The organism is Spiroplasma poulsonii, assembly GCF_009866525.1.
Lineage (GTDB): Bacteria > Bacillota_I > Bacilli_A > Mycoplasmatales > Mycoplasmataceae > Spiroplasma > Spiroplasma poulsonii.
The window spans coordinates 1919290-1938611 of the sequence record NZ_CM020866.1; the positions used below are offsets into that span (position 1 = coordinate 1919290).

Consider the following 19322-nt stretch of genomic DNA (forward strand, 5'->3'; position numbering starts at 1 on the left):
ATAGACTTCTTGCATTACTTGTTAAAAAATTGCAAATATTTGTAAAAAAGATACTAATAGAAAAATATAATTTTAATTAATTATGTTTTTTATTTAAAAATTTAATATTTTTCCACAACGAAAAATTAATTTATTATTTAAATTATTTAATTTTAAATAAATATTTTATGTTAAATATAATAATTGTAAATTATAAATTGAGGCAATTAAATTAAATCTTAAACCAAATCTTTTTCTTCGATTACGATATTTTTCTGTAATAATTTTAAATTTTTTAAGAATAGCAAAAATATTTTCAATAATAATTCTCATTTTTGAAACTGGTCTATTATATTGCTTTTGTTCTTTGTTTAAAGGGTTTTTCTTTGTTTTCTTTGTAGGTATTAGAACATTATTGTGATTTTTTTGTATTCCTTGATAACCACTATCAACTATTAATTTGGTATTTTTTAAAATTGGGATTTTTGATTCTTTAAATAAAGCATAATCATATTTTTTTCCGAGCGAAAAACTTGTTGCAATAATTTTTTTGGTTTCTTGTTCGATAATTACTTGTGTTTTGATCGTGTGTTTTTTCTTTTTACCAGAATAAGATTGTTTTTGTCTTTTTTTGGGCGTTGGATTGGAGTTTCGGTAGCATCAATAATAATAGTTTTATCATTAAAATAATCATTTATTAGTGCTTTTTTACCAGCAAGTTGTTGAAAATCAGAGTTTTTAATTAAAATATCTTCAATTCACTTAATATTACGATAACAATTAGCCTCACTAATATCAAAACTTTTACCAAGATGAAAATAAGTCTGATATTCTCGTCAATATAATAAAGTCATCAATAATCTATTTTCTAATGATAATTTATTAGTTTTACCACCTTTTTTAAATTTTTCTATTTCAGCAACTTTTAAAATATCTAACATTTTATTAAAAGTGGATTTTTTTATTCCTGTTAATCTTAACCATTCTCTATCATTAAGAGTATTAAATTTATTAGACTTATTGCATTACTTGTTAAAAAATTGCAAATATTTGTAAAAAAGATACTAATAGAAAAATATAATTTTAATTAATTATGTTTTTTATTTAAAAATTTAATATTTTTCCACAACGAAAAATTAATTTATTATTTAAATTATTTAATTTTAAATAAATATTTTATGTTAAATATAATAATTGTAAATTATAAATTGAGGCAATTAAATTAAATCTTAAACCAAATCTTTTTCTTCGATTACGATATTTTTCTGTAATAATTTTAAATTTTTTAAGAATAGCAAAAATATTTTCAATAATAATTCTCATTTTTGAAACTAGTCTATTATATTGCTTTTGTTCTTTGTTTAAAGGGTTTTTCTTTGTTTTCTTTGTAGGTATTAGAACATTATTGTGATTTTTTTGTATTCCTTGATAACAACTATCAACTATTAATTTGGTATTTTTTAAAATTGGGATTTTTGATTCTTTAAATAAAGCATAATCATGTTTTTTTCCGAGCGAAAAACTTGTTGCAATAATTTTTTTGGTTTCTTGTTCGATAATTACTTGTGTTTTGATCGTGTGTTTTTTCTTTTTACCAGAATAAGATTGTTTTTGTCTTTTTTTGGGCGTTGGATTGGAGTTTCGGTAGCATCAATAATAATAGTTTTATCATTAAAATAATCATTTATTAGTGCTTTTTTACCAGCAAGTTGTTGAAAATCAGAGTTTTTAATTAAAATATCTTCAATTCACTTAATATTACGATAACAATTAGCCTCACTAATATCAAAACTTTTACCAAGATGAAAATAAGTCTGATATTCTCGTCAATATAATAAAGTCATCAATAATCTATTTTCTAATGATAATTTATTAGTTTTACCACCTTTTTTAAATTTTTCTATTTCAGCAACTTTTAAAATATCTAACATTTTATTAAAAGTGGATTTTTTTATTCCTGTTAATCTTAACCATTCTCTATCATTAAGAGTATTAAATTTATTATTGTTCATATTTTTATGTCCTCATAAATTATATTTTATAATAATATTTTAATAAAAAAGGGTATCGCAAGAAGTCTAATGAATTAAAAATAGTTTACATGCTAGTTTAACTTCAATTCAAAATATTGGAATTATATTAGCTGTTTTTTCTTTGATTTTTATAGCAATAATTCTTATAGGAATAATATTAATTAATTCAACAAAATTAGGACTACAAAGATTGGGTTATTTTTTTGGATTTAGTAGTGGTTTACTATTATTATTTATTTCTTTTATGCCATTAATCTTTATAAAAAGTGCTAATATTAGTGACGAATTAATGATTTTTGTTTTAATAATGTTATTTATTTTTTTTGGATTTAGTAGTAGTTTATTATTAATTGGGTCAATATTTGGTATTATATCAACAAAAAACAAGATCAATAATTTTGAAACTAACGGGTAATTGCGTTTGTTTGTGCAGCACAGTTAGCTAATGTTCTGGCTTTTATTATTATTTCTGTTGGGTTATGATGCTATTCGCAAATTAATTGGACGATAAAAATAGTTGGGTTTAACTAACTATTTTTATTTAGTTCAAAAATGGGCATTGCAAATTGTCTTATTAAGTTTTATAATATACTATAATATATTGTAAAGAGTGGTGAATTATGATGAAACAATGTGCGATTAATGATGAAATTTGCTGTGGAAATGACTGTCGTTGTGAGAGTAGCTGTTGTGATCACAATGTGGCAACGATTAAAAGTTTTGTTAAAATTATTTCACAAAAATGGTTTTTAAAAATAATTAATGTTTTAAATGAACAAGAATGTGGTTTTAATGAATTACATCACCATTTAAAAGAATGCACTAGAAAAGTGTTAACAGAAACCCTTAATAATTTAATTAAAAGAAATATTGTTGAGAAAAAGGTCTATCTTAAAAATAATGTGACATATTCTTCATATCGGTTAACAGATATTGGTTTTGAATTAGTACGAATGCTTTACCAAATTAAACGATTTAGTTGTGCTTATTTAGTTGATTAAAGATTTGGAATATTTTTTAAAAATATTTTATTTTTCTTATATAATAAATTTAATATATATTTGAAATGGGTGGAACATATGTTAAATCTTGCAAAAGAGGCTACGCGGGGATTTACAAAAAAAATAACGCAATTTATTGGGTTGATTTTGTTTATCATTGGAGCAGTATTAACCTTTACAGCACTTTTTTCGACTGTTTTTCAAGTTAAAAATGGATTAAATGATGTTAAAAGAAATAGTATCTCGTATCATTATGAAATTGGGATGGATAGTTTGAATATTGATAATAATGTTTATAAGAGAAATCCGGATTGAAAAATTAATGGAAATAATCGTGCTTTTTTAGCACAATTTTATTATGACACTAAAATTGATACTAATCGGTTAACTTTTAATAATATTAAGGCAGATGTTTTAGGTTTAAATTGTGATTTAACAAATAATCAAATTTGTACATGATCAAAAGAACCATCATATTTAAATAAACAAACAGGGACAGCATCTTTTACTGCGTTAGTTAAGAATTTTAATGGTAATCTTCCTTCGGCATTTTTAAGTTATATTATTCATCATCCCGATAAAAGCCAGTTAAAAGCTTTAATTGATAATGATAATGTTACTTTAGATCTTAGTTATGATGTTAGTTATCAGTTTGTTGTTAATAATTTAGCTAAAGACACCCAATATTTTAATGCTGTTGCTGTTAATAAAGATAAAAATTTATTATTTAATGGTGATGGGTGACGAGGAAATGATATTTTTTATACTCCATTTAATCGTGTTTATGATGTAACAATTGGTGGGGCCGTTACTGAGATAGCAAAAAACAATATTATTTTAAGTAAGCAATATGCAGACTATAATTCGTTAAATGTTGGTGGAAATTTTAATTTAGGAAATAATTCAAATTTACAATTTAAGATTGCAGGTTATGGTGCTAAGTATAGTAATATTTATCCTAGTTTAGCAAGCTTATCAACAGTTGCTAGTGGTAGTAAAATAATTGATTTAAGGAATGGTTCATTATTATTTATGAATGACATAAATTATAATACGATTAAACAAAACTTTTCTAATGGTGAAGAAAAGTTTACTTGCTTTATTAATGTTAATGGCGACTTAACTGATCCTCAAAAAGTTGCATTGTTGCGCAAGGTTTTAGGTAATTATTTTGTTGCTCCAGATAATGCGATTGTTGTTTTTGAATCATCATTACCAGGCCAAGTGGTAATGTTAACAAATACTGGTTTTATTATTAATACCTCAATTGCGGTTGCCTGTTCAATTATTATTTTAATTATTATTGCCTTTTTTATTAAAAAGGATATTACTTATCAAAAACGCCAAATTGGGGTTTTAAAGTCCTTAGGATATCGACGTTGGGAATTATCTTTTGTTTTTATTTTTAATATTGTCTTTACAACGCTAATTGGTTGTTTATTAGGGTGGGTTATGAGTTTACCATTACAAATGTATTTTACTTCTTCAAACTTATATTCAGTTGGTCTACCATTGTCACTCTTTTATTTTAATCCAGTTATTTTTATTACCGCAACAATTATTATTCCCCTTATCTTTGTTGCGATGGCGTTTTTAATTTCATTTGTTCTTTTAAGCAGAACAGCTTTAGATTTAATTTATGATTTAAAAGGGTCAAATTTAAATTTCCGTGCTAAAAGAGTAAGAAAAGGAAGAAAATATGTCCACTTTGGATTATCCTTTAATATTCATTTATCATTTACCTTTGCTTTAAAATCATTCGGAAAATGAGTAATGGTATTAGTTGTTTTAGCTTTTTCATCCTTCTTATTAATTTTCCAATTAGATGCTGGTGTTATGGCCCAAGGCATTGTTGGTGATTCTTTCCGATATTTTAAAGATGATATAAAATCGTATTTAATTGCATCTTCTGATCAACAAGATATTGCCCAAGAAGCAAACAATAGTAAACCTTATAATTGAATTACAACCAATGAACGTGATCAATATTATTATCGAGCACAAGTCTTAGAGGGTGATAAAACTTTTAATTTTCCAGATCCATTAATGTGTTTCTTAAAATTATCAAGTCCTAATTCCGCTAGGGCACAACAAAGTTGTGGTGATTTACTAAATATTATTGGTGATCCAAGTGGGCCAAATCTTGTTGAAAGTAAGATTAAATATGATGCTAAGACTAACAAATATCCTTATTTAAATTCTGAAACAGTTAAGGCAATTGTTAACTATAAAGTTAAAGATAATAAAACTGGGGAATGAATTAATGGATGAGATCGGTTAATTGAAATAATAAATATTATAAAACCAAGTTTAATTAGTCAAGGTCTATCCGAAGCAGATATTCAAACTATTATTACTGGAATTAATATGATTAATAGTTTGGGTTCATCAACTAATGGTCAGTACCCTGATATTTACTTAGGACCATATATGGTGTATGATTTAGCTTATGATTTCCCGTATGTCTTTCTAACGGCCGGTTGAAGTCCAGATGATGTAAAAAATGCTAAAAATCCTGTTTCACAATTAAATGTTGTTGGTTTATCAAGTGATGAAACACAACGAAATCAATTGTTGAACTATCGCTCTCAAAATACGCCAGTTGATGTTGCCCAAAAAGAAGTTTTTGGTTATAAAATTAGTGACAACCCAGTAAATTATGATTTAAATATGACAATTAATGAACCAATCCCAGTTATTTTAGCAAAACGAGTTTATCAATCAATGGATATTAATCCGGGAGATATTTTTAAATTAAATGTCCGAATCACAAATGCGATTGGCTATGTTCCGGTTGCTTTTAAAGTGGTTAGTTCAGATGATGCCGATATTAGTTCGGGGAATATTTATATGAATCAAGATTCGTTAGTTACTGTTATGAACCAATGAGTTAATGTGACAAGGAAGGGAATCGTGTTCCCACTTGGTTCATATTATAATGTTGTTGCTTCTCGTGCCAGTCCGAGCGGAATGGCTTTACAACCTTATCGTATTATGTCCTCGTTTTCATTAACAGATAATTATGATTTTACAATGTTTGATAATAATAAAAAGATTGATTTTACTAATGCACTGGATTTAAGAACAAATTTAAAATTATTAAATGGGTTGCATAAGATTTGACCGTTTGATACATTACGAGAAAATTATTCGCAAGGAATGCGAACCGTCCGTGATGTTCTTAATGTATTAGAGGGACTAACGATTGTTATTGTTGCTTTAATTCTAGCTGTTTTAATTTCAATGGTGCTTGATGAAAACCGACGAACAATATTGACCTTAAAAGTGCTTGGATATCCAACATGAAAAATTATTTCAATTGTGCTAGGATTTTATTTATTAGCTATCATTATTGGTTATATCTTAAGTTACGTGATTGCACAGTTATTATGGAGTTTAATTGCTAATGTTGTCTTTAAAAGCACCGGAATATTGTTAATACCTTCCTTTTCTGCTTATGTTGTTTCAATTGCAACAGCAGCAATTGGAATAATTCTATTATTAGTTATTACGGTTGGAATTTGAAAAATTAAGAAAAATAAACTAACAAATATTACATCAGAGTAAAACTAAATGTTATCCAATTTAAAAAATGGATAACATTTTTTATTAAAAAGTTATTAAATTTTAGATTATGTCTTATTTTTTGCTAAACTAATTATATAGTTATTGTTATAAAGTAGTTTCTGATTAAAATGCTATTAAAAAAGTGGGCAGGGGTAAAATGAGAAAAATAGTTGTATGGATAGTAGTTATAAATTCTGTTTTTTTTCATAATTTTATACACTCAAATAATATTCTTCAAAATGTTCCATTTTCTTTTAATAATAAACAGTATGTTTGAACGAGAATTGAAGGGCTTGATAATATTTTTCGAAATGCAAATTACCTTTGGGAAGGAAAAAACTTATTTTGGTTCTTCACGGGGTCTTTATGCTTTAACGACCGATGATATTAAGGCAACTAAAATTAAAGGTATTGATGATAAAGTCCTTTTTTTAACAATTGATCAAGATAATAACATTTATTTTGCAACAGAAGATAATGATATTTTTATTTATAAGAATGATACTTCAATTGTTAAAATTGAAGGGGTTGAGGCTGGGGCTGATGTCACTGCGCTTGCTTTAGATAGTATGAATAACTTATATTTGGGAACGCTTGCTGGAATTTATTATTTACCAGCAGGGGAAACTGTTGTTGAAAAAGTTAGTTGAGGAGATTATGTTATTTTTGCATTAATAATTGATGATCAAGATGATGTTTATTTTACAACTAATAAACGAGATTTTTTTTCTTACCAACGAAATAAAGAAGACCCACTAGTGTTGATTCAAAATTTAAATGAATTAATTTATACAATGGCAATTGACCAAACCAATAATATTTATTTAGGGAATTACATTTATCAAACCAAAACAAATGAGTTAAATCAAATTAATTTACGGGATCGAAGTATATATTCAATTGCTGTTGATGCTAATGATAATATTTATTATTGCAGTTTTTTAGATGGTGTTTATTTTTTAAAAAAGGGAGCAGACCAAGTTATTAAAACTAATTTATTTGGTCGAGAAGTTCAAACCATTGCTGTTGATGCTAATGCCAATATTTTTGTTAATAACAATGAGGGTTCTTTTATATTTCAAATTTATAATCCACCAATTATCCCTGACCCAGTTGTTAAGCCAAAAGACATGGTTGTTGCAAAAGTTTTGGGTTATGTGTTTTTAGGTACTTCTGGTGCTGTTGGGATATCTTGTTTAGGGACTTATTTATGAAATAAATATCGTTATAAAAAGAGTCGCCGAAGATAAAAAATTATTTAATAAGTATTAATTTTGAAATAATTTTTATTTATAGTATAATAATATAAGCGTAAATGCCCATATCTTGAGGAAACTATTGAAAACATAATATAAATTTATCAATTATTGGAATGGCAAGGATTTTTTGGACAAATTTTATGTAGAGTAAAGATTTTTATATTCAATTGATGTTAAATAATTTAATTTGCTGTGAATTCGTACATTATTGTATCAATTAACATAGTCAAATAATTCTAATTTAAATTGTTCAATATTTTTAAATTTTCTGTTTTTAATTAATTCTGTTTTTAAAATTTTATAGATTGATTCAGAAACAGCATTATCATAAGGACAGCCTGGTTTACTATAAGATTTTGCAACATTGTTTTTAGCTAAAAGATTGTAAATGATATTGTTATTAAATTCGCTGCCTTGATCAGTGTGAAATATTTTAATATTATCTAAAGAAAAACTAAGCTTTTTAAAAGTATTTTCAACTAATTTGGCATCTTTATGAGAACTAACATCATAACCAATAACTTCACGATTAAATAAATCAATTAGAAAGCACACATAATATCATTTGCTATTGATAGCAACTTGTGTTAAATCACTGACAACAACTTCATTTAGTTTATAATTATTAAATTCTTGATTTAACAAATTATGATATTTGTATGTAGCGTTTTTGTTACTTTGATATTTATATTTAAGTTTTGTATAATTGGAAATTAAGTTATATCTTTGCATTATTTTACTAATTTTTATTCGTGATAATAAAATATTTTGTTGTGCTAACATAACTTTAATTTTTCTTGTGCCATAATTTTTACGACTTTTTAAGAAAATACTGATAACAGCATTATCAATAGTATGGTTTGATTTAGGATTATTTGATTTCAATTGATAATAAAACGTTGATCTAGGAACTTTTAGTGTTTTGCATAAATTAGTAATTGCATATTTTTCTTTGTTGTTTTTAATAATTACTATTTTTTGCCTATTATCAGTGTGGCTTGCTTTAAAATATCATTTTCCATTCGTAATTGTTTAATTTCTTTTCTTAGATGAATTAGTTCATTTTCTTCTGGGCTTCGATTATCTTTTGCTTTAAATGAACCAGAATTATTGAATTCATGAATTCATTTTCAAACTGTTGATTTACCGACCTGATAGTAACTGGACAATTGTTTTGCTGTTTTACCTGTTTTATAAAGACTAACAATTTGTTGTTTAAATTCATCGGTATAATAGACTTCTTGCATTACTTGTTAAAAAATTGCAAATATTTGTAAAAAAGATACTAATAGAAAAATATAATTTTAATTAATTATGTTTTTTATTTAAAAATTTAATATTTTTCCACAACGAAAAATTAATTTATTATTTAATTTTAAATAAATATTTTATGTTAAATATAATAATTGTAAATTATAAATTGAGGCAATTAAATTAAATCTTAAACCAAATCTTTTTCTTCGATTACGATATTTTTCTGTAATAATTTTAAATTTTTTAAGAATAGCAAAAATATTTTCAATAATAATTCTCATTTTTGAAACTAGTCTATTATATTGCTTTTGTTCTTTGTTTAAAGGGTTTTTCTTTGTTTTCTTTGTAGGTATTAGAACATTATTGTGATTTTTTTGTATTCCTTGATAACCACTATCAACTATTAATTTGGTATTTTTTAAAATTGGGATTTTTGATTCTTTAAATAAAGCATAATCATGTTTTTTTCCGAGCGAAAAACTTGTTGCAATAATTTTTTTGGTTTCTTGTTCGATAATTACTTGTGTTTTGATCGTGTGTTTTTTCTTTTTACCAGAATAAGATTGTTTTTGTCTTTTTTTGGGCGTTGGATTGGAGTTTCGGTAGCATCAATAATAATAGTTTTATCATTAAAATAATCATTTATTAGTGCTTTTTTACCAGCAAGTTGTTGAAAATCAGAGTTTTTAATTAAAATATCTTCAATTCACTTAATATTACGATAACAATTAGCCTCACTAATATCAAAACTTTTACCAAGATGAAAATAAGTCTGATATTCTCGTCAATATAATAAAGTCATCAATAATCTATTTTCTAATGATAATTTATTAGTTTTACCACCTTTTTTAAATTTTTCTATTTCAGCAACTTTTAAAATATCTAACATTTTATTAAAAGTGGATTTTTTTATTCCTGTTAATCTTAACCATTCTCTATCATTAAGAGTATTAAATTTATTATTGTTCATATTTTTATGTCCTCATAAATTATATTTTATAATAATATTTTAATAAAAAAGGGTATCGCAAGAAGTCTATTGAAACATTAAACAAAACATATACTACTTTTTATAAAGAAACTGTTCAAGTTAAATATCTAAAATTAATTCCATATTTTTTACCAATTGAAGAAGCAAAACAACGAATTAAAAATTTAGTTAATACTTTAATTCGCATTTTAACAATTATGTCCCCTACTTTTGTTGTTCCCTTAAACATTAATACTAATCGTTACTAAAACTAACGATCACAATATTTTTGAAAGAAAAGTTTAAAAATATGTTATAATTATTTTGTATTGTATTCTTTATTTACAATCAAATACAGAATTGCAATTCATTTTTACTGATTAATCAAATATATTAATCTAACGAAATAAATTAAGAAGAAACAGGAGGACAAAATTACATGGCTTTATTTAATAATAGCACAAAGAAACCAGCTTTCGTTTCTATGGACTTAGGAACTGCTAATACATTGGTGTATGTTTCGGGTTCAGGAATCATTTATAACGAGCCTTCAATTGTTGCTTACAGAATTAAAGAAAACAGAATTATTGCTGTAGGTGCAGAAGCTTACAAAATGATTGGAAAAGGAAACAAGTCAGTTCGTATTGTTAGACCAATGGTTGATGGAGTTATTACCGATATTCGTGCAACAGAAGCACAATTAAGATATATTTTTACAAAACTACGTATTACAAAACAATTAAAACATTCAATTATGTTATTGGCTTGTCCATCAGTTATTACTGAATTAGAAAAAGCTGCCTTGAAAAAAATTGCAATGAACTTAGGAGCATCTAAAGTTTTCGTTGAAGAAGAAGTTAAAATGGCTGCTTTAGGTGGAGGTGTTGATATTTACAAACCTGCTGGAAACTTAGTTGTTGACATGGGTGGAGGAACAACAGATATTGCTGTTATGGCCTCAGGAGACATCGTATTATCTAAATCAGTTAAAGTTGCTGGAAACTATTTAAACGATGAAGTACAAAAATTCATCCGTTCACAATATGGTCTAGAAATTGGATCAAAAACAGCTGAACAAATTAAAATTGAAATCGGATCATTATCGAAATATCCTGATGAAAGAAGAATGAAAGTTTACGGACGTGATGTAGTTTCAGGATTACCAAGAGAAATCGAAGTAACACCAGAAGAAATCCGAGAAGTATTAAAAGTACCTGTGTCAAGAATTATTGACCTAACAGTACAAGTGTTAGAAGAAACACCGCCTGAATTAGCAGGAGACATTTTCCGTAATGGAATTACAATCTGTGGGGGTGGAGCCTTAATTAAAGGAATTGATCGTTACTTTACAGATACATTACAGTTACCATCAAAAATCGGTGAACAACCATTATTAGCCGTTATTAATGGAACTAAAAAATTCGAATCAGACATCTTTGATATCTTAAGATTAGAATCAATGCATGTAAAAGAATTAAATTACTAAAATAGGCTATTAATAAGTTATTATTAATATAACTATGAATAGTTATTAAATTGTTAAGGAGGACAAAAACGTGAGACCAGAAACTAGACCATTTATTTCTCTTGACTTAGGAACTGCTAATGTTTTAGCGTATGTTTCAGGACAAGGTGTAGTCTACAATGAACCATCATTAATGGCTTATAACAATAAAACTAATAGTTTAATTGCCTTAGGAAAAGCTGCCTATGATATGGTTGGAAAAACACACGGGGATATTAGAATGGTAACACCATTAGTAGATGGAGTTATCGCAGATATGGAAGCTGCACAAGATTTATTAAAACACATCTTTTCAAGAATGAAAATGATGAACATTTGAAAAAATGCTATTGTATTATTAGCATGTCCAAGTGGAGTTACAGAACTTGAAAGAGAAGCTTTAAAAAATGTTGCTAAAGAAATGGGTGCTGAATTAGTTATTATCGAAGAGGAAGCTAAAATGGCCGCTTTAGGAGCAGGAATTAATATTGAATTACCTCAAGGACACTTAATCATTGATATTGGTGGGGGAACAACTGACTTAGCTATTATTTCATCAGGTGATATCGTAGTTTCAAGATCAATTAAAGTTGCTGGAAGCCACTTTGACGATGATATTCGTAAATACATTCGTTCAGAATACAACATTGCTATTGGGCAAAAAACAGCTGAAGATGTTAAAAAATTCATTGGTTCATTAGTTAAATACCATAACGAAAGATCAATGCAAATCTATGGACGTGATATTGTTTCAGGATTACCAAAAGAAGCAAAAATTAGTTCAGAAGAAATCAGAAATGTCTTATTAAATGCATTTTCTAAAATTACAGACTTAGTAATTGAACTATTAGAAAATACACCACCTGAATTAGCAGGAGACATTATGAGAAATGGAATTACAGTTTGTGGTGGAGGAGCATTAATTAGAAATATTGATAAATACTTCTTTGATATCTTCCAATTACCAACAAAAACTGCTTCAGATCCATTAAATTGTGTTATTGAAGGAACAAAAATCTTCGAAAAAACAATTAAGAAAAATATCGAAAATGGTTTGTATAATTTCCAAGAAAAAGGATTATTATCATCATTAGGTAAAAAAAGAAAATAAATTGAAACAAAAAAATATTAGAGCAATCTAATATTTTTTTGTTTCAATTTTGTTATTTAAAAATTATTCAAGATTAAATAATTTACGGACATTCTTATTCGTAATACGAATCATTTCTTCAACTGGCATACTTTTTAATTCTGCTAGTTTTTTAACTGTATACATAATGAATTTAGGATAATTTTTTTGCCCACGGTATGGATCAGGAGTTAAATATGGCGCATCTGTTTCAACCAAAATTTTATTTAATGGTACCATTTTAGCAACTTCACGTAACCGGTCGGCATTTTTAAAAGTAATATTTCCTGCAAATGAAAGATAAAATCCTAAATCTAAAAATTTTTCTGCCATTTCAATTGTTCCATTATAACAATGCATCAAACCATTTTTAATTTTTTGTGTTTTTAATATTTCATAACAATCTTCATAAGCATCACGACAGTGAATTGCTACAGGAAGGTTGTGCTCCTTTGCTAATTCAAGTTGTTTGATAAATCAATGTTTTTGCAAGTCTGGTGAAACATTCTTATGGTAATAGTCCAATCCAATTTCACCAACAGCAATTACTTTATCGCTATTTAATAACTGATCTAATTTTGTTAAATCTGTCGCACCATATTCAGCAACACCTGTTGGATGAATTCCAATTGTTGCAAAAACATTATCATATTGCATTGCATGGCGAACTGCTGCTTTACTCGTTTTTAAATCATATCCAACATTATTAAGCCAGTAAACACCACTGATTTTGGCATCAGCAATTATTGCTGAAGTCTCTTCGTTTTCATATTCATGTGACATTAAATGACAGTGTGTATCAAAGATTCCTTGCATATTTTCCTCCTATTTTCCTAGGCAATATCTACTAAAAATTGTTGTCAATAAATCATCTTCATAATTTTCGCCTAGAATCTCACCTAATATTTCCCAAGCCTCATGTAAGTCAACATTAATAATATCAACCGGAAATCCACTCGTAGTATTATTATATGCATTTTTTATTGAATTTGCTACCTTCTCTAACAAAGAAATTTGTTTTATATTTGACAAAACTAACTGATCATCCTTAATAAGATGCTCAGTGTTATATAATATTAAAATCTTATCAATTAATGCTTTAATATCCCGGTTTAAAGCAGAAATACCAACTAAATGCTTATCTACGTTGGGTTTATTAACATTAGGTAAATCAATTTTATTTAAAACTAATAAATACTCTTTGTTTTTAATTAATGCTTTGACGTCAGCATCTAATTCAACTAAATCCAAAACATTATCGGCAACAACTAAGACTAAATCAGCATTTTCAACTTGTTGTCGTGCTTTTTCAATTCCAATTTGTTCAATTTTATCAACTGTTTCACGTAATCCAGCAGTATCAATAATGTTTAATGTTAGCGGTCCTAAGTTAATTTTTCCTTCTACAATATCTCTTGTTGTTCCTGGTATCTCAGAAACAATCGCTTTATCTTCATTCATTAAAGAATTTAGTAATGAGGATTTTCCCACATTTGATTTTCCAAGAATTAACACATTAATTCCCTGATTAATAATTTTCCCAACTTTACTAATTTTAACTAAATCATTGATTTTTTGTTCTAAAACAAATAACCGTTGATTTAATTCTTGTGTTGTTAAGTCACCAACTCCATCATACTCTGGATAATCAATATTTACTTCAATGTTGGCAATAATATCTAATAATTCATCACGATAAGCACTAATTAAGTGTGTATTTTTATTCTGTAAATTATTTAAAGCTATTTTAGCACTCGTATCATTTGTCGCGTTAACCAAATCGTTAATTGCATCGGTTTGGACTAAATTAAGCTTCCCATTTAAAAAAGCTCGTTGGGAAAACTCCCCGCGGTTAGCTAATCGTGCCCCATTCTTTAACAATAACTTAATAATTTTATTAGTAACCAAAACACCCCCATGACAATTAATTTCAATAATATCTTCACCAGTAAATGAATTTGGCTTTTCAAAACAAACTAAAATAACTTGATCAATTGTTTCTTTACCATCGATTAAGTAACCATAGTAAACCTGGTTTCCACTAGGAACTACTGCTTTTAAAAAGATTTTATTAATAATTTTATAACTATCAGGCCCTGACATGCGAATAATTGAAATTGCTTGTTTTACCATCGCCGTTGCTGGGGCAACTATTGTATCTTCAAACATTTTTTTAAAACTCCTCTTTGCTGTGCTAAATTATATCAAACTTTATAACAGAACCTAACCATTATTTCTTATTGCTATATTTAATAACAATTTGACGGGCATTTTCTGGCCCAATTGATTTTGAAATTAAATTTTGCAACTTTAAAATAGTTTTATGAACTAACTTTTGTTGGTTTTTGTTCATAACAGGTAAAATATAATCTTTTTTGATAATTAAACTTTATTAATTATCTTGCGAAGACTTTCAAGTAGAATTGATTCATTGTAGTTAAAAGCAATCGTAATTTTAAAATTATTTTGAAATTTTCGACTAATATATGTATGTAATAGATTTTCTAAGATAAAAATAAACTCAAAGACATTAATATTAAGGGTTAAATCTTTGACATCTAACATAATTAGAATTTGTTTATTATGATATGAAAAAGACATCTCATAATCTTTTGATAATAAGATATCTTCAATGATAATTTTTAAACGCTCTTCACAAAAAGTAATAATATCATCAATCTCAAAAAGAGTTACATGTAATCGTTCAAAAAAAATGTTTTTTGTAAATAATTCTGTTTTATAAAAATATGTTTTCGATGAACTATTTAAAAATTTTTTGAATTTTTTTTGTGATTTAAATTCTTTAACAAAAAGCATTATTCTTTATTTTTCTTCTTACTATGTAAAGAGAATTTTGATTTTTTTGGTTTTGTTTTTATTGGGTTATAAGAAACTTTATTATCTTCACTTGTTTTTGTTGGTTTTGTTTTTGTTACTTCAACAACTTCTGCATTACCAATTGTTGTTAATTTTGGTTTACGAATAAATAAATTCTTAATTTTTTGTCATACTGATTCACTATTTTTATTTTTTTTGCCACGTTTTTTAATTCGTAAGAAATGAAACCCTAAAGTCTGTAAAATTTGAATTACCGCAGAGAAAATCCAATAAATAGCAACCCCTGACGCAATCGAAATTGTAACTACAAAGAAAACAATAATCATTACCCCTTGCATGATAAACTGACGCTTACGGGCCTTTTTCTGTTCTTTTGTAATAACTTTTGTTTTACGAAGGTTTAAAATCGTTGGTAAGATCATTGACACAACTTGAATTGGTAAATAAACAAATAATAACGCTAAATAGACATAATTTTCACTCGTAATCATATCTCAGGGCTTTTCAATTAAAGAAATTTGCCCAATTGTTGCCATTTTTAACTCGCGAGTTGCTCGCACAACGGTATACATCGCAATTAAAAATGGAATCGATAAGAATGACGAACCAATTGTGGATAAGGGGGAAACTCCTTCCTTCCGATATAATTGCATCATTTCCATTTGTTGTTTTTGTTTAGCAGCAGAATCCTTTGAACCTTTATATTTTGCTTGGATTTCTGCTTGTTTAATTTGCATTAACTGCATTTTATCTTGATTACGCTGGGCTTTTCAACTAAACATTAAAGTAATTAACCGAACAATTAACGAAGTTAAGAAAAGTGTTCCAATGATTCCAGCTCCATTATCTAAACCACCAAATCCATAAATTAAATTAACTAAAATTCAGGCAATTGGAAAAACAAAACAACCATAAAACGGTGACGTTGTTTTTACAAAAGCATCAGCCCATGTTCTAATAGCTAAATAAGGATATTCAAATAATTGTCCATTTTCAAAATGAAAAAAGTGTTCTTTTCCGACATTAGTTTTTCCTAAAATAATTTCAAAAAAAACTCCTGGTTTATATACTCTTTGGCCAGAAACATCTAAAATTTGGGCTGTTCCAAACTTAGGAACCATCATTTGTCCACAGCCTCATAACATTGATATAATTAAAAAAAGATACAAAATTAATTTTGTTCATTTTAAGGCAATTGAATATCAAGGTTTTCGTGTTCTTTTCCCATCTGAGAAAATATAATCACGATAGTTCACTATTACGCCTCCTTTTTACATCTTGATTTGGTTTAATAAAACTTTTTTATTAACTAAGTAACTACTACTAAAATATGGTTTTCTAACAATAATAATTTGATCATAACCTTCTGTAGTTGAAAAATCAAATGATAGCATAGTTCTAATTTGTCTTTTTGCTTTATTTCTAACAACAGCATTTCCTAATTTTTTACCAACGGATATTCCAAAACGATGATAATTAAGATCATTTTTTTTAAAATAAATAAAATAAGTGTTAGTTTTAATAAAAGAACGATTATTTATTATTTTTTGAAATTCATAATTCTTTTTAACAATAATTTTTTTTTTCACATTTTTACACAAATAGAAAAATAAAGTATCTTACCAACTAAATTAAGCTGATAATAATTTTCTTCCTTTCGCTCTTCTTCTACTTAAAACTTTACGGCCTGAAGCTGATTGCATTCTTGCTCGAAAGCCATGTGTCCGTTTATGTTTAATTTTGCTTGGTTGTCATGTTCTTTTCATTGCTAGCACCTCCTTATGATACAAATTATTAAGATATCATATAAATAATATATGAATTAAAAAGAAATATCAATTAAAATAATATTTTTTTAAAAATATTAGATATTTTAAAACCTGATTTAAAAAAATCAGGTTTTAAAAATTAATCTTATTTTGTGTAATTTGGTGGTTCTTTTGTAATTGCAATGTCATGGGGATGTGACTCTTTTAAACCATTATTTGAGATTTCAACAAATTGTGCTGTTTTTTGTAATGTTGCAATATTTTTGGCACCACAGTAACCAAACCCACTTCGTAACCCACCAATAAATTGGAAAAGAATATCACTTAATTTTCCTTTTAATAAAACACGACCTTCAACCCCTTCGGGCACTAATTTACGGTTCTTATCTTGAAAATAACGATCAGCACTACCCTTTTTCATTGCTGTTAAAGAACCCATTCCCATATATGTTTTATATTTTTTACCTTCAACAATCATTTCTTCACCAGGTGCCTCCAGAGTTGCCGCAAAAACTGACCCCATCATAACCGCAGCACCGCCAGCTGCTAAAGCTTTAACAACATCACCAGAGTATTTAATACCACCATCAGCAATAATGGGAACCCCTTTTGGGGCACAAACTTCATAAACATCATTAATAGCTGTAATTTGGGGAACTCCAACACCAGCAACAATTCTAGTTGTACAAATGCTTCCTGGCCCTACTCCTACTTTAATTGCATCAGCACCAGCAGCTATTAAATCTAGTGCTCCCGCTCCTGTCACAACATTTCCAGCAATAAGTTCCAGGGTTGGAAAAGCCTTTTTGATTTTGCTGACCATCGTAATAATTCCTTGACTATGCCCATGAGCAGAATCAACAACAATCACATCAACAGCAGCAGCAACCAGTTTTTCAACTCGTAACAAAGTGTTTTCATCAATTCCAACAGCAGCGCCCACTCGTAACCGTCCTTGATCATCTTTACAAGCATTAGGATACTCATCACGATTATTAATATCTTTAATTGTGATTAATCCTTTTAAAATATTTTTAGCATTAACAATCGGTAATTTTTCGATTCGATTATTTAATAAGATTTCTTTTGCTTGCTCTAAATTAATTTTTTCATGAGTTGTAATTAAATTTTTTACTGTCATAAAATCAGCAACTGGTGCTGATAAATCATGGCAAGCTCGAATATCACGATTTGTAATAATCCCTAATAATTTATTTTCTTCATCAACAATTGGCAATCCTGAAATGCGATATTGTGCCATAATATTTTCAGCATCTTGAACAGTCATTGTTGGTTTTAAAGTAATTGGATTAATAATAAAACCTGATTCATTTCGTTTTACTTTTTCAACTTCTGCCGCTTGTTCATCAATTGATAAATTTTTATGAATAATTCCAATTCCACCTTCACGAGCAATTGCAATTGCCAATTTTGATTCAGTAACCGTATCCATTGCTGAAGATAAAAAGGGAATATTTAATTCAATATTTTTTGTTATTTTAGTTCTTAAATCAATTTGATAAGGTAAAATATCTGATTTTTGTGGAACTAATAATAAATCATTAAAAGTATAAGATTTTTTAATTTGCATGTTTTTCTCCTCCAAAAGATTTAATACAAAATTGAATAAAAGAAACATGATCTTAACAAATTAAAAATAAATTAAGACCTATAGTTAATTAATTTAGGGTTAACTGTAGAGACACCAGACCATATTTCTAGTATATATAGGAAAATATATTATAGTATTAAATTATATTGATTATAACAAAAAATTAGAAAGGAACCAACAAAATCTACATTTAAATTGTTTTCCACAAAGAAAAATTTTAAATCACAAAAATTGTTAATAATGTGGAAAAAGATATAATTATTCAATAAAAATAAGCGTTTTATAAAAAAATAAAAAAATATTATATGTGGAAAACCCTTAATATTTCTTAAATTAAATTATTTTTTGCGACTTTTCCACATCTTTTATTTATAATTAATAAGATAAAAACTAATGGAGATGAAATA

At 27.0% G+C, this 19322-nt stretch carries 21 protein-coding genes and 1 riboswitch; of the genes, 5 read left to right on the forward strand and 16 right to left on the reverse strand.

The genetic code is table 4. From position 1 onward, the window contains the following. Positions 1 to 165 precede the first annotated feature (165 nt). The 4 genes from MSROBK_RS14500 to MSROBK_RS14515 all read right to left on the reverse strand — a co-directional run bounded on the left by MSROBK_RS14500 (position 166) and on the right by MSROBK_RS14515 (position 1991). Entirely contained in the window at positions 166 to 564 is a 399-nt protein-coding gene (locus MSROBK_RS14500; RefSeq protein WP_416375432.1) for a transposase, read from the reverse strand. Continuing rightward, positions 549 to 920, reverse strand: a complete 372-nt coding sequence (locus MSROBK_RS14505) for an IS5 family transposase (RefSeq protein WP_040093092.1) — start codon at positions 918 to 920, stop codon at positions 549 to 551. Before MSROBK_RS14505 ends, MSROBK_RS14500 begins: the two co-directional genes overlap by 16 nt. 235 nt (positions 921 to 1155) lie before the next feature. Then, positions 1156 to 1554 (reverse strand): transposase family protein, encoded by a 399-nt coding sequence (locus tag MSROBK_RS14510; RefSeq protein WP_416375433.1) that lies wholly within the window; start codon positions 1552 to 1554, stop codon positions 1156 to 1158. Beyond that, a complete protein-coding gene (locus MSROBK_RS14515; protein WP_040092446.1) occupies positions 1539 to 1991 on the reverse strand; it encodes an IS5 family transposase in 453 nt (150 codons plus the stop codon). The genes MSROBK_RS14510 and MSROBK_RS14515 overlap by 16 nt, the downstream gene beginning before the upstream one ends. 641 nt (positions 1992 to 2632) lie before the next feature. Between MSROBK_RS14515 and MSROBK_RS10910 the strand changes: the two genes are divergently transcribed. From MSROBK_RS10910 to MSROBK_RS10920, 3 genes are all read left to right on the forward strand, one after another. Continuing rightward, positions 2633 to 3013, forward strand: a complete 381-nt coding sequence (locus MSROBK_RS10910; protein WP_084218065.1) for a winged helix-turn-helix transcriptional regulator — start codon at positions 2633 to 2635, stop codon at positions 3011 to 3013. Between the two features lie 78 nt (positions 3014 to 3091). After that, entirely contained in the window at positions 3092 to 6580 is a 3489-nt protein-coding gene (locus MSROBK_RS10915) for an ABC transporter permease (protein ID WP_040094622.1), read from the forward strand. A gap of 311 nt (positions 6581 to 6891) precedes the next feature. Then, entirely contained in the window at positions 6892 to 7830 is a 939-nt protein-coding gene (locus tag MSROBK_RS10920) for a ligand-binding sensor domain-containing protein (RefSeq protein WP_227991292.1), read from the forward strand. Positions 7831 to 7977: 147 nt separating this feature from the next. Here the strand turns inward: MSROBK_RS10920 and MSROBK_RS10925 are convergent, their stop codons facing one another. The 4 genes from MSROBK_RS10925 to MSROBK_RS14525 form a co-directional block, all read right to left on the reverse strand. Further along, positions 7978 to 8868, reverse strand: coding sequence for an IS3 family transposase (locus MSROBK_RS10925; RefSeq protein WP_206780859.1), 891 nt, complete (start codon positions 8866 to 8868; stop codon positions 7978 to 7980). Beyond that, a complete protein-coding gene (locus MSROBK_RS10930; RefSeq protein WP_040094626.1) occupies positions 8811 to 9086 on the reverse strand; it encodes a helix-turn-helix domain-containing protein in 276 nt (91 codons plus the stop codon). The genes MSROBK_RS10925 and MSROBK_RS10930 overlap by 58 nt, the downstream gene beginning before the upstream one ends. A 141-nt stretch (positions 9087 to 9227) precedes the next feature. Beyond that, positions 9228 to 9626, reverse strand: coding sequence for a transposase family protein (locus MSROBK_RS14520; RefSeq protein WP_242441474.1), 399 nt, complete (start codon positions 9624 to 9626; stop codon positions 9228 to 9230). Next, positions 9611 to 10063 carry an IS5 family transposase gene (locus MSROBK_RS14525; RefSeq protein WP_040092446.1) on the reverse strand — a complete coding sequence of 151 codons (453 nt, stop codon included), beginning with the start codon at positions 10061 to 10063 and terminating at the stop codon, positions 9611 to 9613. Before MSROBK_RS14525 ends, MSROBK_RS14520 begins: the two co-directional genes overlap by 16 nt. 439 nt (positions 10064 to 10502) lie before the next feature. Between MSROBK_RS14525 and MSROBK_RS10940 the strand changes: the two genes are divergently transcribed. Then, complete coding sequence (locus MSROBK_RS10940) at positions 10503 to 11549, forward strand: rod shape-determining protein (RefSeq protein ID WP_040094628.1); 1047 nt, start codon at positions 10503 to 10505, stop codon at positions 11547 to 11549. A 70-nt stretch (positions 11550 to 11619) separates the two neighbouring features. Then, positions 11620 to 12678, forward strand: coding sequence for a rod shape-determining protein (locus tag MSROBK_RS10945; RefSeq protein ID WP_040094631.1), 1059 nt, complete (start codon positions 11620 to 11622; stop codon positions 12676 to 12678). 63 nt (positions 12679 to 12741) lie between these two features. Here MSROBK_RS10945 and MSROBK_RS10950 read toward each other — a convergent pair whose 3' ends face one another. From MSROBK_RS10950 to guaB, 8 genes are all read right to left on the reverse strand, one after another. After that, entirely contained in the window at positions 12742 to 13512 is a 771-nt protein-coding gene (locus tag MSROBK_RS10950; protein WP_040094634.1) for a TatD family hydrolase, read from the reverse strand. 9 nt (positions 13513 to 13521) lie between these two features. After that, a complete protein-coding gene (gene mnmE, locus MSROBK_RS10955) occupies positions 13522 to 14865 on the reverse strand; it encodes a tRNA uridine-5-carboxymethylaminomethyl(34) synthesis GTPase MnmE (protein WP_040094637.1) in 1344 nt (447 codons plus the stop codon). 61 nt (positions 14866 to 14926) lie between these two features. After that, positions 14927 to 15049 (reverse strand): hypothetical protein, encoded by a 123-nt coding sequence (locus MSROBK_RS11970; protein WP_242441461.1) that lies wholly within the window; start codon positions 15047 to 15049, stop codon positions 14927 to 14929. A gap of 29 nt (positions 15050 to 15078) precedes the next feature. Beyond that, positions 15079 to 15513, reverse strand: a complete 435-nt coding sequence (locus MSROBK_RS10960) for a hypothetical protein (protein WP_227991293.1) — start codon at positions 15511 to 15513, stop codon at positions 15079 to 15081. Beyond that, on the reverse strand, positions 15513 to 16790 hold the full coding sequence (gene yidC, locus MSROBK_RS10965; protein ID WP_040094639.1) for a membrane protein insertase YidC: 1278 nt from the start codon (positions 16788 to 16790) through the stop codon (positions 15513 to 15515). Before yidC ends, MSROBK_RS10960 begins: the two co-directional genes overlap by 1 nt. A gap of 15 nt (positions 16791 to 16805) precedes the next feature. Further along, a complete protein-coding gene (gene rnpA, locus MSROBK_RS10970; protein WP_040094641.1) occupies positions 16806 to 17123 on the reverse strand; it encodes a ribonuclease P protein component in 318 nt (105 codons plus the stop codon). 42 nt (positions 17124 to 17165) lie between these two features. Then, entirely contained in the window at positions 17166 to 17300 is a 135-nt protein-coding gene (rpmH, locus tag MSROBK_RS10975; protein ID WP_040094642.1) for a 50S ribosomal protein L34, read from the reverse strand. Positions 17301 to 17448: 148 nt separating this feature from the next. Next, entirely contained in the window at positions 17449 to 18894 is a 1446-nt protein-coding gene (gene guaB / locus MSROBK_RS10980; protein ID WP_040094643.1) for an IMP dehydrogenase, read from the reverse strand. A 61-nt stretch (positions 18895 to 18955) separates the two neighbouring features. Further along, positions 18956 to 19054: riboswitch (purine riboswitch) on the reverse strand. Between the last annotated feature and the right edge of the window lie 268 nt (positions 19055 to 19322).